The sequence below is a fragment of the Pseudomonas tensinigenes genome, assembly GCF_014268445.2.
In the GTDB taxonomy this organism is placed as follows: domain Bacteria; phylum Pseudomonadota; class Gammaproteobacteria; order Pseudomonadales; family Pseudomonadaceae; genus Aquipseudomonas; species Aquipseudomonas tensinigenes.
Genome location: NZ_CP077089.1, coordinates 1,010,320 through 1,024,512, shown reverse-complemented (window position 1 = coordinate 1,024,512; position 14,193 = coordinate 1,010,320). Strand labels below are relative to the sequence as shown.

Annotated in this window: 14 protein-coding genes; 7 read left to right on the top strand and 7 right to left on the bottom strand. The window is 61.0% G+C overall.

Going from position 1 to position 14,193, the window contains the following annotated elements; all coding sequences use genetic code 11:
- Positions 1-3: 3 nt before the first annotated feature.
- Positions 4-957: an adenosine deaminase gene (locus HU718_RS04405; protein ID WP_042557518.1), complete on the top strand. Its 954-nt coding sequence runs from the start codon at positions 4-6 to the stop codon at positions 955-957.
- A gap of 121 nt (positions 958-1,078) precedes the next feature.
- Here the strand turns inward: HU718_RS04405 and HU718_RS04400 are convergent, their stop codons facing one another.
- The 3 genes from HU718_RS04400 to vimR form a co-directional block, all read right to left on the bottom strand.
- Positions 1,079-2,461, bottom strand: a complete 1,383-nt coding sequence (locus HU718_RS04400) for an MFS transporter (protein WP_186612797.1) — start codon at positions 2,459-2,461, stop codon at positions 1,079-1,081.
- A 140-nt stretch (positions 2,462-2,601) separates the two neighbouring features.
- Positions 2,602-3,333, bottom strand: coding sequence for an ArsR/SmtB family transcription factor (locus HU718_RS04395; RefSeq protein WP_095122022.1), 732 nt, complete (start codon positions 3,331-3,333; stop codon positions 2,602-2,604).
- 316 nt (positions 3,334-3,649) lie between these two features.
- Positions 3,650-4,579 carry a transcription regulator VimR gene (vimR, locus tag HU718_RS04390; RefSeq protein ID WP_110721127.1) on the bottom strand — a complete coding sequence of 310 codons (930 nt, stop codon included), beginning with the start codon at positions 4,577-4,579 and terminating at the stop codon, positions 3,650-3,652.
- A gap of 119 nt (positions 4,580-4,698) precedes the next feature.
- On the opposite strand from vimR, the gene HU718_RS04385 reads away from it, so the two are divergent.
- The 3 genes from HU718_RS04385 to HU718_RS04375 all read left to right on the top strand — a co-directional run bounded on the left by HU718_RS04385 (position 4,699) and on the right by HU718_RS04375 (position 6,373).
- The gene (locus tag HU718_RS04385; protein ID WP_186612799.1) at positions 4,699-4,992 is read left to right on the top strand and encodes a putative quinol monooxygenase; all 294 of its coding nucleotides are present in this window, start codon (positions 4,699-4,701) and stop codon (positions 4,990-4,992) included.
- A gap of 32 nt (positions 4,993-5,024) precedes the next feature.
- A complete protein-coding gene (locus tag HU718_RS04380) occupies positions 5,025-6,038 on the top strand; it encodes a zinc-binding alcohol dehydrogenase family protein (RefSeq protein WP_186612801.1) in 1,014 nt (337 codons plus the stop codon).
- A 161-nt stretch (positions 6,039-6,199) separates the two neighbouring features.
- The gene (locus HU718_RS04375; RefSeq protein WP_007914687.1) at positions 6,200-6,373 is read left to right on the top strand and encodes a hypothetical protein; all 174 of its coding nucleotides are present in this window, start codon (positions 6,200-6,202) and stop codon (positions 6,371-6,373) included.
- 6 nt (positions 6,374-6,379) lie between these two features.
- Here the strand turns inward: HU718_RS04375 and HU718_RS04370 are convergent, their stop codons facing one another.
- Positions 6,380-7,582, bottom strand: coding sequence for a multidrug effflux MFS transporter (locus tag HU718_RS04370; protein WP_186612803.1), 1,203 nt, complete (start codon positions 7,580-7,582; stop codon positions 6,380-6,382).
- Between the two features lie 179 nt (positions 7,583-7,761).
- Positions 7,762-7,959 carry a cation transporter gene (locus tag HU718_RS04365; RefSeq protein ID WP_150709020.1) on the bottom strand — a complete coding sequence of 66 codons (198 nt, stop codon included), beginning with the start codon at positions 7,957-7,959 and terminating at the stop codon, positions 7,762-7,764.
- 148 nt (positions 7,960-8,107) lie between these two features.
- Between HU718_RS04365 and HU718_RS04360 the strand changes: the two genes are divergently transcribed.
- The 3 genes from HU718_RS04360 (at position 8,108) to cueR (ending at position 11,490) form a co-directional block, all read left to right on the top strand.
- Positions 8,108-8,491: a hypothetical protein gene (locus HU718_RS04360; RefSeq protein WP_102901604.1), complete on the top strand. Its 384-nt coding sequence runs from the start codon at positions 8,108-8,110 to the stop codon at positions 8,489-8,491.
- 195 nt (positions 8,492-8,686) lie between these two features.
- Positions 8,687-11,080 (top strand): copper resistance metal-translocating P1-type ATPase CueA, encoded by a 2,394-nt coding sequence (gene cueA / locus HU718_RS04355; protein ID WP_186612805.1) that lies wholly within the window; start codon positions 8,687-8,689, stop codon positions 11,078-11,080.
- Positions 11,077-11,490 (top strand): Cu(I)-responsive transcriptional regulator, encoded by a 414-nt coding sequence (gene cueR / locus HU718_RS04350; protein ID WP_095122009.1) that lies wholly within the window; start codon positions 11,077-11,079, stop codon positions 11,488-11,490. Before cueA ends, cueR begins: the two co-directional genes overlap by 4 nt.
- Here cueR and HU718_RS04345 read toward each other — a convergent pair.
- Complete coding sequence (locus tag HU718_RS04345) at positions 11,444-12,652, bottom strand: MFS transporter (RefSeq protein ID WP_186612807.1); 1,209 nt, start codon at positions 12,650-12,652, stop codon at positions 11,444-11,446. The two genes, cueR and HU718_RS04345, sit on opposite strands and share 47 nt — an antisense overlap.
- Before the next feature lie 487 nt (positions 12,653-13,139).
- Positions 13,140-14,036 (bottom strand): PA4780 family RIO1-like protein kinase, encoded by an 897-nt coding sequence (locus HU718_RS04340; RefSeq protein ID WP_007914672.1) that lies wholly within the window; start codon positions 14,034-14,036, stop codon positions 13,140-13,142.
- Positions 14,037-14,193 lie beyond the last annotated feature (157 nt).

The following is a 14,193-nucleotide window of genomic DNA, read 5'->3' as shown; positions in this document are numbered from 1 at the left end:
AATATGTACGACTGGCTCAACGCCTTGCCCAAGGCTGAACTGCACCTGCATCTGGAAGGCTCGCTGGAGCCTGAGCTGCTGTTCGCCCTGGCCGAACGCAACAAGATCGCCCTGCCGTGGAACGACGTGGAAACCCTGCGCAAGGCATACGCCTTCAACAACCTGCAGGAATTCCTCGACCTGTATTACCAGGGCGCGGACGTGTTGCGCACCTCGCAGGATTTCTACGACCTGACCTGGGCTTACCTGCTGCGCTGCAAAGCACAGAACGTGATTCACACCGAACCGTTCTTCGACCCGCAGACCCACACCGACCGTGGCATCCCGTTCGAAGTGGTGCTGAACGGCATCGCAGCGGCATTGAAGGATGGCGAGCAGCAACTGGGTATCACCAGCGGTTTGATCCTCAGCTTCCTGCGCCACTTGAGCGAAGAAGAAGCCGAGAAAACCCTCGATCAAGCGCTGCCGTTCCGTGACGCGTTTGTTGCTGTCGGTCTGGACAGTTCCGAGATGGGTCACCCGCCGAGCAAGTTCCAGCGCGTATTCGACCGTGCCCGCCACGAAGGCTTCCTGACCGTTGCCCACGCCGGCGAAGAAGGCCCGCCGGAGTACATCTGGGAAGCCATCGACCTGCTGAAAATCCAGCGCATCGACCATGGCGTACGCGCTATCGAAGACGAGCGTTTGATGCAGCGGATCATCGACGAACAGATCCCGCTGACCGTGTGCCCGCTGTCGAACACCAAGCTTTGCGTGTTCGATCACATGTCGCAGCACAACATTCTCGACATGCTCGAGCGTGGCGTGAAGGTCACGGTGAACTCCGATGACCCGGCGTACTTCGGTGGTTATGTGACCGAGAACTTCCATGCGTTGTATGAGCATTTGGGCATGACCCAGGATCAGGCCAAGCGCCTGGCGCAGAACAGCCTGGATGCGCGACTGGTAAAACCGTAAGCAACACCGAAGTACCCATGTGGGAGCGAGCCTGCTCGCGAAGAGGGAGTGTCAGTTAACATTTTCGTTTAATGACACTCCGCTTTCGCGAGCAGGCTCACTCCCACAGTGGGTTCTTTGTTCAGCCTGGGATTTGGCTTTCAGTCAGCTCTTCCAGGGTTTTCCCCCGCGTCTCCATCCCGAACAGCCACACCACCCCCGCCGCTATCGCGAAGCACGCCGCGCCCAGCGCAAACACCCCGCCCTGCCCGGTTATCGGGAACACCAGCCCGGTCACCAATGGCCCGAGCAGCGAGCCAACCCGGCCAATTGCCGAGGCAAAGCCCGAGCCTGTCGCCCGTGCCGACGTCGGATACAACTCCGGCGTGTAGGTGTAAAGCACCGCCCACATGCCGAACAGGAAAAACTGCATCAGCAACCCAGTGCTGATCAACAGCGCCACATTGCCGCCAAACACTGCGCTCTGGCCGTAGAGAAACGCCATCACCCCACCACCGAGCAAGGTGACGATGCACACCGGTTTACGCCCCCAGCGCTCGACCAGCCACGCCGCCATCAAGAACCCGGGAATCCCGCCCAGGGATATCAGCACGGTGTAATACACCGACTGCGTCACGGCGAAACCCGACTGTTGCAGCAATGCACTCAACCACGACGTCAGCCCATAAAAGCCGAGCAGCGCGAAGAACCACAAGCTCCAGATCATCGTGGTGCGCTGGCGATACTGCGGCGACCAGATCTGTTTGAGCGCCGCAAAGAAATCTCCCGGCGGCGTCACGGCGCGCGGCAAGCGCAGCGGTTCCGGCAACGCGGCGCCACCGAGCGACGAACGCACCCGCGCCTCTATGCCGTTCAACACCTTGTCTGCCGCTTCAAGCTTTCCAGCCTGTTCCAGCCAGCGCGGTGACTCGGGAATGAAAAAGCGGATCGCCAGCACAAACACCGCCGGCACCGCCAAGACCAGAAAGATGTCGCGCCAGCCAATCAGCGGCAACAGGAAGTAAGACAGTACGCCGGCCGCTACGAACCCCAGCGGCCAGAAGCCATCCATCAACGCGATATAGCGCCCGCGGCGTTGCGCTGGAATCAGCTCGGACAACATCGACTGGGCGATCGGAAACTCCATGCCCATGCCAATCCCCAACAGGATGCGAAACAGCGTCAGCGTCTCGACCGTTTGCGCCGTCGAGCACAGATAACTGGCCACGCCCCACAACACGATGCTCCACTGAAACACCGGTTTGCGCCCGAAGCGATCAGCGAGCATGCCGGACAGCGACGCCCCCAGCACCATGCCGAAAAAGCTCGAACTAGCGAGCAGTCCAGCTTGCGCACTGCTCAAGCCGAACTCGGCTTTGATCGAGCCGAGCAGGAACGTCATCATCGCCAGATCCATGGAGTCGAAGAAAAACGCCAGAGCGATGATGATAAAAATGATCCGGTGATAACCGCTGATCGGCAGTCGTTCCAAGCGTTCTGCCGCACTGTAGCCTTGATTATCCATACCGCGTCCCCCATCCGAAATGTCCCCGGATCGAGTGTGCGCGATCACGCCTGGGCGTTCGTGCTGGATGCGACCTGTTCGCAGCCGTAGACGACGCCAGCCGGAATGCCGCCGTGGCAGGTAATGATCAAGCGGCTCTGCTAGGCCATCTCCAGCTCGGTTTCCTTGGCAAATCGATGCAGTTCACGCTGCCCGGTCGCCGTCAGTTGCAGCGCTCTTGAGTCATTGGGCAGGGTCAGCCAGCCGGATTGCATGAACAACTGCAGCAACGCGGCGCCGAGGGTACCGCCCATGTGCGGACGACGCTCGCTCCAGTCCGGGCAGGCACAGGCGACCTGAACATTGCGATGGGCCAGCGCCTGAATGAACACTCCCCGCCCTGCCAGTTGTTTTGCACCCTTGAGGGTCACCACCACGCGCTGTTCAAGCTGTTCGATCCAGCCGGCGTCGAGCAATCGCTGATACAGGTCGGCCGCCAGCGTGCCCCCCAGATGATCGTCGCAAAAGCGTGCGCGCAACAGCGAAGACGGTGCCGCCTGGGGCTTGGCCATAGGGGTGCTGCGTTTGAAAACCTCGGCGACTTCGCGCGGGGCGCTGGCGATGGTGGCGCTGGCCAGCGCCTCTATCGCCGCGCCCACCTCCGGTGCCGAGAGGCGGAAAAACCGTTTGCGCCCACGGACTTCGACCTTCAACAGACCACCAGAGGCCAGCCGTGCCAGATGCGCACTGGCCGACGACGGCGACAGACCTGCCAGTAACGCAAGCTCCTCGGTCTGCCGGGCCGAGCCATCCATCAGCGCCCACATCATCGCGCTGCGCTTGGGGTCGGCCAGCAACGTGGCGATCTGGCTGATGCAAGGTGCATGTTCCATGTATTCACTCCCTGTGGAATCGTATCGTCTACTGCTCGCAGACATCTTGACCAGTAATGGGTCGGCGGCCAAGACGCGAAAATCGCTCTGAGCCGGGGCAAGGCAGGCCATTGACATAACATCTTCCGGCGCAGAAACCATCTTCGCTGAACAATCCTGAACCAGACAGGAGCAGCACAGTGCGAAGGCGTTCGGGCCGGGTTAAGGTACTTGCATGAGGCGGGCGCTAGTATAAGCGGGATGCAGGCCGCGTCCCGTGCCGCAGCCTGCACGGGTGGTGATTGTTCCTGACAGAAATTTCTCTATTTAGCTGCGACTAATGATCAACTTTCGAGAAAACGGGAAATTGGCTACTCAAATAAGCGCATCGGCTGGCGAGCATTTCCCTTAACAGGTTCACCGGCTTACTCAATTGTGCGCGATGGGCGCACAACAGATTCAGCGGAGCGCGTTCGCACAGCAGCTCCGGCAGCAGCACTTTGAGGCGGCCGGCGAGCACATCGGCGCCCACGTCGAGCCAGGATTTGTAGGCTATTCCCGCTCCAGCCAACGCCCATAGACGCACAACGTCGGCGTCATCACTGAAACGGTCACCACTGACGGTCAGACTGACCTCGCGTTTGCCGTCGTGAAAACTCCAATGGTCGTGAACCCGGCTGCCGAGCATGTACAGCAGGCAGTTATGCTGAGTCAGTTGTTCGAGCTGGTGCGGCTCGCCGTGTCGGGCCAGGTACGCCGGGGAGGCACACAGCACGCGGCGGTTTTGCGGGGCGATGGGCAAAGCGACCAGGCTTGAGTCTTCCGGCTCGCCATAGCGCAAGGCGATGTCCACCGGTTGACGGAACAGATCGGCGATGCGGTCGCCGAGCAGCAAGCGCACGGTCAGCTTCGGGTGCTCGCGCTGGAACTCGTCGAGCCATGGCAGCAACAGATTGCGCCCGAAGTCCGAAGGCGCCGACAACTGCAGAACGCCGCTGACCTGTTCCTGCCCGCTGGCGAGCAAACGTCGGCCTTCATCAAGATTGCTCAGCGCCGCCCGCGCGTATTCGAGAAAGCCTTCGCCCTCGGCTGTCAGGCGCAAGCTGCGAGTCGATCGCGCCAGCAAGCGCGCGCCCAACTGCTGCTCGATCCGTTTCAACGCCGCACTCGCCACGGCCGCAGACATGTCCATCACCCGCGCTGCTGCTGACAGACTGCCCAGGTCCGCCGCCCGGACAAACAACTGCAAGTCGTCGAAACGCAGCATGCTCAGCCTCGATTATCAAAAAAATATTGAAAGAGACTGCACTTTTAGCCGGTTTTATCTCGCAGAGAAATAGCCAATCATCTCTCCATCGCATTCATCCCGCTTCTCTGGAGCCGAGCATGACCCAGCCATTCACCGCTATTGCCACCCTGATCGCCAAACCGGGCCAACAGGACCTTCTCGAACAGGGCCTGCGCGCACTGGTTGAACCGAGCCGCGCCGAGGACGGTTGCAGCCAGTACGACTTGCACCGCGACCTCGCCGACCCGCAGGTTTTTTATGTGATTGAACACTGGGCCAGCGAAGCGATTCTTGAGGCGCACAACGCCAGCGCGCACTTCCAGCATTTCCAGGCAACGGCTGGCCACGCCATCGAACACTTTCAGCTCAAGCGCCTCGGCGCGATTGCCTGACCCCTTCTTCTATTACCTGTACGGAGCCACTCATGAAAGCCATCGCCTATTACGCTTCACTGCCGATCAGCGACGCAAAATCCCTGCAAGACATCGATCTGCCAGAGCCGGTCGCCGGCCCGCGCGATGTGCTGGTGGAAGTCAAAGCCATTTCGGTTAATCCGGTCGACACCAAAGTGCGGCAGAACGTGGCGCCGGAGAACGGCGCGGCGAAAGTGCTGGGCTGGGACGTTGCCGGTGTGGTCAAGGCTGTCGGCAGCGAAGTGACGTTGTTCAAGGCCGGCGACAAGGTTTTCTACGCCGGCTCCATCGCCCGTGCCGGCGGCAACAGTGAACTGCACGTGGTCGATGAGCGTATCGTCGGCCATATGCCGAAATCCCTCGGTTTCGCCGAAGCAGCCGCCCTGCCGCTGACCGCGATCACCGCGTGGGAATTGCTCTTCGAGCGCCTGCAAATTCGCGAAACCAAAACCAATGAAGATCAGCGCCTGCTGATCGTCGGCGCGGCCGGCGGGGTGGGCTCGATCCTCACGCAACTGGCCAAACAACTGACCGGCCTGAAGGTCATCGGCACTGCGTCCCGCGAGCAGACCCGCGACTGGGTCAAAGAACTGGGCGCCGACCTGGTCATCGATCACAGCCAGCCGCTTAGCGAAGAACTCAAGCGCGCCGGGATCGACAGCGTAACGCACGTTGCCAGCCTGACCCAGACCGATCAGCACCTCGATCAACTGGTCGAGGCGCTGGCCCCGCAAGGCAAACTGGCACTGATCGACGATCCGAAGTCGCTGGACGTGAGCAAACTCAAGCGCAAGAGCCTGTCGCTGCACTGGGAGTTCATGTACACCCGCTCGCTGTTCGAAACGCCGGACATGATTGAGCAGCACAACCTGCTCAACCGCGTGGCTGAGCTGATTGATGCCGGAACCTTGAAAACCACAGTGGGCGAGCATTTCGGCACGATCAATGCGGCGAATCTGCGTCGCGCCCATGAGCTGCTGGAAAGTGGCAAAGCCAAGGGGAAAATTGTTTTAGAAGGTTTCTAAAAAACCGCACAGCGCAGCCTTCGCCGAACCTAGAGCGGTCGGCGGGGCTGCGCTGTTTTTTTGCCGTCAGTCCGATGCTTGAGCGTTGTCACAATTGCGATCGTATTCAGGTCTACAATCGAAGCCTCTGCGATACATCTTTTACGCAAGGGAGGTCAGCAATGAAGATCCTGATAAAAGAAGTGGCAAAGTCTCAATGGCAGGTTCGTCTGGACCAACACGCCGTGACATTCCGCAGTGAAGCCGAAGCATTGGCCTTCACTCGCACCCTCGAAGCGCGACTTTGCGCGCCCCATCAGATTCCCGACCGCAGCCAGCAGCGCGCCGCCGGCTGAGGTTATTTATGCCTCGGCCTGAGCTTGCGCCAGTGCCCGGGCATTCTGCAGACGGCGGGTGAGCAGCGCCACGCACACCACCAGCAAACCGCACAGGCTGATGACTATTGCCATCGGCACGGCGGTGCCGTCGTGCAACACCCCCACCAGCGCCGAAGCACCAGCGGCGACACTGAATTGCATGCAGCCGAGCAGTGCCGAAGCACTGCCGGCGCGTGCGCCCTGACCGTTCATCGCGCAGGCGGCGGCGTTCGGGCTGATGCAGCCCAGGCTCGACACGCAGATGAACAGTGGAATCAGCAGCGGCCACAAGGATTCGGTGTGCATTGCGCTGACCGCGAGCAACGCCAGCCCCGCGCCGAAGTAAACCCACACCGCCCGCGACAGCAGAAACGCCGGGCCGCGCTTGGCCAACATCCGCGCGTTGACCTGCGCCACCAGAATGAACCCCGCCGCGTTGGTGCCGAACAACCAGCCGAAATGCTCGGCCGGGACGCCATACAACTTGATGAAGATAAACGGCGAACCGGCGATGTAGGCGAACATCCCGGCGATGGCGATGCCACCGGTCAGGGCGTGGCCGAGGTAAACCCGGTCCTTGAGCAAGCGCCCGTACTGGCGCAGGGCGCCGGACAACGGCTGGCGCGGCATGTGTGCTGGCATACTTTCCGGCAGCCCCAGCGCCACGGCCAAACCGGCCAGCGCGCTGAACCCGGTCAGCACCAGGAAGATCGACTGCCAGCCTGTGGTGTTGACCAGCAGACCGCCGAGCATCGGCGCCAGAATTGGCGCCAGGCCCATCACCAGCATCAATTGCGAAAAGACTTTCGCCGAACCCACCGCGTCGCATTTGTCACTGACCACGGCCCGGGAAATCACCATCCCCGCACAACCGCCCAAGGCCTGGACAAAACGGGCAGCGATCAGCCATTCCAGGTTCGGCGCATAAGCGCAGGCCAGTGATGCCAAAGTGAACAGCGTGAGGCCCACAAGCAACGGGATGCGTCGGCCAAAGCGATCCGCCACCGGGCCGTAAGCCAGTTGGCCAATCGACAACCCGGCGAAATACGCCGCCAGCGTCATCTGAACATGTTTCTCGTCGGTGCCGAACGCCAGCGCCATCGAGGGAAAGGCAGGTAAATAGAAGTCGATCGCCAAGGGCCCGAAGGCGGTCAAGGCACCGAGGATCAGAATGGTACGGAAGTTCATCAGGCATCCAAGTTGGCAAGTCGGCAGCCCGTCAGTCTAGCCGCGCCCGAACGCCTTGAACATTCCGATAGCTCGCTAACAATCAAAAAAGCCAGGATCAAAAGATCGCAGCCTGCGGCAGCTCCTACTTTGGAATGCGTCCCTTTGTAGGAGCTGCCGCAGGCTGCGATCTTTTGCTTCTAGGCGAGTTTCACTGCGTAGCCTTCTTCGCTGATGACCTCGATCACCTGCTCAGCGCTCAGCGCGCTTTCCACGCCGACCTCTTTCGCCCCCAGATCAACCCGCACACTGGCCGCCGGATCCTTGGCCTGCACAGCGTTGGTGATGGCTTTGACGCAGTGACCGCAGGACATGCCTTGAACGTTGAACACTTGCATGGAATGACTCCTTTGAGTGAGGTTGCCGGCAGTTTCGAGCTTGCCACGATGGCAAGGTCAAGTTCTTCAATAAACTGCCGGGCTGGCAATCGGCGTCGCGCTCGGCCAAGCTGCGTGCATCAATGACTTAAATTCAGGAGATTCAGCCATGCGCTGGTCAGCTTTCAGCCTGTTTGGCTTGCTCAGCCTCTTTGCCGCCGTTCCTCAAGTACAAGCTGCCGGCGAGGATTACGGCGTTCTGATCATCTCCCGTGAGCGTCTGGAAGTGGCAACCTCCTGCGAGATCGGTGTGTATATCCAGGATCAGCTGTCGGCACGCCTGTTTCAGGAACAGAGCACATCTTTCAACTTGCCACCTGGCACTGTTTCGCTACGTCTGAAACTACTGCCGGGGCAAGTACCGGGTTGCAATCCGGGCTTGCTCGCACCGGGTTCACAGGAAATAAAACTGCAGGCGGGCGATGTGCAGAAGTACCGGATCGCGATGACACAGGAAGGCATGTACCTGAAGCGCGCCGATCTCGGCTATTAAGCAAATCCAGACCTGTGGGAGCGAGCCTGCTCGCGAATACGGTGTGTCATTCAGCGATGATGTTGACTGACCCACCGCCTTCGCGAGCAGGCTCGCTCCCACAGTTGCTTTTGCAGCGGTTCAAAGATTGGCGCTTGACCTTGCCCGCATGGCAAGGTTGATCCTTGTAGGCATCTACTACAGGGAGTACGACCGATGTCCGATTCCATCACTTTCGACCTGCCGATTGCCGGCATGACCTGCGCCAGTTGCGCCGGGCGTGTCGAGCGGGCCTTGAGTAAAGTCAGCGGCGCCAGTGCCGTCAGCGTCAACCTCGCCACCGAGCAGGCCCGTGTGCAGGCGCCGGGTGACAGCCTGCCGGCCTTGATGGCGGCGGTTGAGCGCGCCGGTTACAGCGTGCCGCAGCAGACTATCGAATTGAATATCGAAGGCATGACTTGCGCCTCGTGCGTCGGTCGCGTCGAGCGTGCCCTGAATAAAGTCGCCGGGGTGAAAAGCGTCAGCGTCAATCTTGCCAACGAACGCGCGCATCTGGAATTGCTCGGTCAGGTCGACTCACAAACCCTGCTCGACGCCGTGAACAAGGCCGGCTACTCGGCCAGCGTCTGGCAAGCCGAACACCCACAAAACGATAACCAACAACAGCGCCTGAAACATGAACGCTGGGCGCTGATCTGCGCGATCGCCCTCGCCCTGCCGCTGGTGGCTCCGATGTTGCTGCAACCGTTCGGCATCCACTGGATGCTCCCGGCCTGGGCGCAATTCGCCCTCGCCACGCCGGTGCAATTCATTTTCGGTGCACGCTTTTATGTTGCGGCGTGGAAAGCCGTTCGCGCTGGCGCCGGCAATATGGACTTGCTGGTCGCCCTCGGCACCAGCGCCGGTTACGGCCTGAGTCTTTACGAATGGGCCACCGCTGCCGGGCGTATGCCGCATCTGTACTTTGAAGCGTCGGCGGTGGTCATTGCGCTGGTGCTGCTCGGCAAATACCTGGAAAGTCGCGCCAAACGTCAGACCGCCAGCGCCATCCGCGCCCTCGAGGCGTTACGCCCGGAGCGGGCGATTCAAGTGATCGATGGCCGCGAACAGGATGTCGCCATCAGCGCGTTGCGCCTGAACGATCTGGTGTTGGTCAAACCCGGCGAACGTTTCCCGGTCGATGGCGAAGTCATCGAAGGCCAGAGTCATGCCGACGAAGCACTGATCAGCGGCGAAAGCCTGCCGGTGCCGAAACAACCGGGGGATAAGGTCACGGGCGGCGCGATCAACGGTGAAGGCCGTTTGCTGGTGCGCACTCAGGCACTCGGTGCGGAAACCGTGCTGGCACGGATTATTCGTCTGGTAGAGGACGCCCAAGCCGCCAAGGCACCGATCCAGAAACTCGTGGATAAAGTCAGTCAGGTGTTCGTGCCGACCGTGCTGGTTTTAGCTTTGGCGACACTGATCGGCTGGTGGCTCTATGGCGCACCACTGGAGACTGCACTGATCAATGCCGTTGCCGTTCTGGTCATCGCTTGCCCGTGTGCACTGGGACTTGCTACGCCGACGGCGATCATGGCCGGCACCGGCGTAGCTGCGCGCCACGGCATTCTGATCAAGGACGCGGAAGCACTGGAGCGCGCCCATGAAGTCAGCAGCGTGGTGTTCGACAAGACCGGCACACTGACCTCTGGCACGCCGCGCATCGCCCATTTCAGTGCAGTGGATGGCAATAAAGACGCGCTGCTGAAACTGGCCGGCGCGCTGCAACGCGGCAGTGAACATCCGTTGGCCAAAGCGGTGCTGGATGCAGCCGCCGAACGAGGCCTGAACGTGCCGGATGTCAGCGACAGCCAGTCGCTGACCGGTCGCGGCATTGCCGGCAATCTCGATGGACGACGTCTGGCGCTGGGCAATCGGCGGATGCTTGAGGAAAGTGGTTTGAGCGCCGGCAACCTGAGCGAATCTGCCCAGGCATGGGAGGCCGAGGGCCGCACGCTGTCGTGGTTGATCGAGCAAAGCCCTGAACCGCAAGTGCTCGGCTTGTTCGCCTTCGGTGACACCCTGAAACCCGGCGCACTAGAAGCCGTGCAGCAACTTGCCGCCCGGGATATCCACAGCCACCTGCTGACCGGCGACAACCGCGGCAGCGCTCGTGTGGTCGCCGAAGCGCTGGGCATCCGCAATGTCCACGCCGAAGTGCTGCCAGCGGACAAGGCCGCGACCGTTAGCGAGCTGAAAAAAACCGGCGTGGTCGCCATGGTCGGCGACGGCATCAACGACGCCCCGGCCCTCGCCGCTGCCGACATCGGCATCGCCATGGGCGGCGGCACCGACGTGGCCATGCACGCGGCGGGCATCACCCTGATGCGCGGCGATCCACGGCTGGTGCCGGCGGCGCTGGAAGTCAGCCGCAAGACCTACGCGAAGATTCGCCAGAACCTGTTCTGGGCCTTCGTCTACAACCTGATCGGCATTCCGCTGGCGGCGTTCGGTTTTCTCAATCCAGTGCTGGCCGGTGCAGCCATGGCGCTGTCGAGCGTCAGCGTGGTGAGTAATGCGCTACTGTTGAAAACCTGGAAACCCAAGGACTTGGAGGAGCACCGATGAACATCGGTCAAGCAGCCAAACACAGTGGCCTGAGCGCAAAAATGATCCGCTATTACGAGTCGATCGGCCTGCTCAAAGCGGCGCATCGCACCGACAGCGGTTACCGGGTTTACGGTGACGATGACCTGCACACGCTGGCGTTTATCAAGCGCTCGCGGGACCTGGGCTTTTCGCTGGAAGAGGTCGGTAAACTGCTGACCCTCTGGCAGGATCGCCAACGCGCCAGCGCCGATGTGAAGGCCTTGGCCCGCCAGCACATCGACGAGTTGAATCAGAAGATCCGCGAACTCGGCGAGTTGCGCGACACCCTGCAAGACCTCGTCGAGCACTGCAACGGCGACCACCGCCCCGACTGCCCGATTCTCAAGGAGCTGGCGTCGGGCTGCTGCGCGCAACCCGCCCGCGCTTGAGCGCCAACAGCTTTATCGTGAGCAATGTGCCGAGGGGAATGCCGTGGAACAGCATGACCACGGCACCCGGCGTCCACCACCCGTAGAACGGCGCGGCGATGAGCATGCCGATGCCGAACCCGGTCATCTGCAGCAAGGTCAGCACGCTGAAAATCGGCAGGCGCAAGCGCTCGGGCTCACGTTGCAGACGCGACATCAGCCCGACTTCGGAGAAGCCGTCACCGAGGCCCGCCGGCAAGGAAAACAGCAGCAGACCGTAGAGGCTGTGTTGCTGGAACATCAGGATAAAGCCACAGGACATCAGCGCCACACCGAAGAAAAACCGTCGTTCGAGGTGGATGTTGTCCGAGCCTTTGAGACGGCTGGCGATGCGCGCGCCCAGCAGTTTGCCGCTGGCCCACACCGCGAGCATCAGGCCCAGCGTGGTGCTCGCTGACTCCGGCGTGAGCAATTTGGAAATGATCGGAAAGCCGACGTTGTGCGCAGCGCTGCCCAAGGTGTCGGCCATCGTCACCGCGAGCATCGCGGCAATCACCGGCGTAGCACGCAGGCCCTGCTTGAGCGCTGTCCATTCGCCGCGATCAGGTTCGTCGTTGACGGTCGCCGGTTCGAACCGCAGCGGCACAATCAATAATGCTGCCAGCAGGTAAGTCAGCGCATTCAGGGCGAACACCGTTTCAAACCCAAACCCCGCGACCAGCAAACCCGAAACCAGGCTGCCGCCAACCATCGCGGCGGATGAGGCCGAGGTGATCCACGCGTTGGCCTTGAGCAACTGATCGGCGTGGATCAAACGCGGTAACTGGCTGTTGAGGCCGATGGCGAACATCGAATTGCCCAGGCCCAGACCGAAGGCGATGACCGGCAACAGCAAGGCCTGCTGGTTGACGGGCACGATCAACAACAAGCCCAGCACGCTGGCGCGCAACAGGTCGAACGCGATCAGCGGTGCGCGGCCGCCGCAACGGCGGTAAAACGCGGTGCCGATCAGGCTGGCAAAAATTCCTCCGCCCACGCGGCTGGCGAGAAAGATCCCGACGCTCATGGCGCTGTTGCTCAGCAGATAGACGTAGGTGGCCAGAGCAACCATGTTGAGGAAAGCGCCGAAGTCGGAGATCAGGCGTGCAGTCACGATCAGGTGGGTGTTGCGCGGGGTGGTCACATTCAGTCCTTGAGTGTGGTTGGAGCGGTGGACAGTAGACGCGAAATTGCGTTGATCCGAAAGTGGCCCTCACCCTAACCCTCTCCCAGGGGGAGAGGGGACTGATTGGGGGATGCTGTGGAGATACGCCGACCTGAAATTTCTTTACCGAATCCAGACAGGTCCAAATGCTGACCTCGTCCAATCCATAATCGACCCGGTGTTTCAGGTCGATGTATGACGCAAGACACCTCGGTCGGCCCCCTCTCCCGGAGAGAGAGGGGCTGATTGGGGGATGCTGTGGAGAGACGCCGACCTGAAATTTCTTTACCGAATCCAGACAGGTCCAAACGCTGACCTCGTCCAATCCATAATCGACCCGGTATGTCAGGTCGATGTATGACGCAAGACACCTCGGTCGGCCCCCTCTCCCTCCGGGAGAGGGCTGGGGTGAGGGAGCTTCTGATTTACAAAAAACCCGGCCGAAGCCGGGTTTCTCGTCAAGCAATCACTGCATCCACGGTGGTGGCGGTGGTTCGTCGGACTTGCCTTTCGGCTCGTCGTCCGCCGCACGGATGGCCTGCTTGCGCTCCTCGTCGAGGCGCGCCGCTTCGATCTCGCGCAACACCCCGCCGACATCGGCCAGGTCCTCCGGATCATCGAACTCGCCGGTCAGCACACTGTTCGGGTGCAAGGTGCCGGCTTCGTACAACGCCCACATTTCCTTGGCGTACTTGGTCAGCTTCAATTCCGGGGCAAAGCGACCGAAGTACGAAGCCATGTTGCCGACATCGCGCTCCAGCATGCTGAACGCGTGGTTGTTACCGGCAGCGTCGACAGCCTGCGGCAGGTCAATGATGACCGGACCGGTCGGCGTCAGCAGCACGTTGAACTCCGAGAGGTCACCGTGCACCAGACCGGTACACAACATCAGCACGATCTGCGAGATCAGGAACGCGTGATACTCGCGCGCCTGATCCGGCTCCAGCACCACGTCGTTCAGACGCGGCGCGGCATCGCCGAATTCGTCGGCCACCAGTTCCATCAACAGCACGCCATCGAGGAAGTCGTACGGTTTGGGCACTCGCACACCGGCACCGGCCAGACGGAACAGCGCCGCCACTTCGGCATTCTGCCAGGCATCTTCGGTCTCTTTGCGACCGAACTTGGAGCCTTTCGCCATCGCGCGAGCCTGTCGGCTGTTGCGCACCTTGCGGCCTTCCTGATACTCGGCCGCCTGGCGGAAACTGCGTTTGTTCGCCTCCTTGTAGACCTTTGCGCAACGTAACTGATTGCCGCAGCGCACCACATAAACAGCTGCTTCTTTACCACTCATCAGTGGGCGCAGCACTTCGTCGACCAGACCGTCCTCGATCAGGGGTTCAATGCGTTTTGGAGTCTTCATCAGCTTTTATTGTGGGTCCTTTATTACCAAACACGCGAATGTCACTCGTTATACGGCAATCCTCGCATTACGGGGAGGGGTTGCCGACCTGTGAACCTGTGAATGCACACACTGTGCCGAAAAAATCGACCACGGCGAATCATAGCCGAGCCGGCCT

Coding starts and splice junctions, on each gene's coding strand:
- HU718_RS04405 (WP_042557518.1), top strand. CDS start 4: ATGTACGACTGGCTCAACGCCTTGCCCAAGGCTGAACTGCACCTGCAT.
- HU718_RS04400 (WP_186612797.1), bottom strand. CDS start 2,461: ATGGATAATCAAGGCTACAGTGCGGCAGAACGCTTGGAACGACTGCCG.
- HU718_RS04395 (WP_095122022.1), bottom strand. CDS start 3,333: ATGGAACATGCACCTTGCATCAGCCAGATCGCCACGTTGCTGGCCGAC.
- vimR (WP_110721127.1), bottom strand. CDS start 4,579: ATGCTGCGTTTCGACGACTTGCAGTTGTTTGTCCGGGCGGCGGACCTG.
- HU718_RS04385 (WP_186612799.1), top strand. CDS start 4,699: ATGACCCAGCCATTCACCGCTATTGCCACCCTGATCGCCAAACCGGGC.
- HU718_RS04380 (WP_186612801.1), top strand. CDS start 5,025: ATGAAAGCCATCGCCTATTACGCTTCACTGCCGATCAGCGACGCAAAA.
- HU718_RS04375 (WP_007914687.1), top strand. CDS start 6,200: ATGAAGATCCTGATAAAAGAAGTGGCAAAGTCTCAATGGCAGGTTCGT.
- HU718_RS04370 (WP_186612803.1), bottom strand. CDS start 7,582: ATGAACTTCCGTACCATTCTGATCCTCGGTGCCTTGACCGCCTTCGGG.
- HU718_RS04365 (WP_150709020.1), bottom strand. CDS start 7,959: ATGCAAGTGTTCAACGTTCAAGGCATGTCCTGCGGTCACTGCGTCAAA.
- HU718_RS04360 (WP_102901604.1), top strand. CDS start 8,108: ATGCGCTGGTCAGCTTTCAGCCTGTTTGGCTTGCTCAGCCTCTTTGCC.
- cueA (WP_186612805.1), top strand. CDS start 8,687: ATGTCCGATTCCATCACTTTCGACCTGCCGATTGCCGGCATGACCTGC.
- cueR (WP_095122009.1), top strand. CDS start 11,077: ATGAACATCGGTCAAGCAGCCAAACACAGTGGCCTGAGCGCAAAAATG.
- HU718_RS04340 (WP_007914672.1), bottom strand. CDS start 14,036: ATGAAGACTCCAAAACGCATTGAACCCCTGATCGAGGACGGTCTGGTC.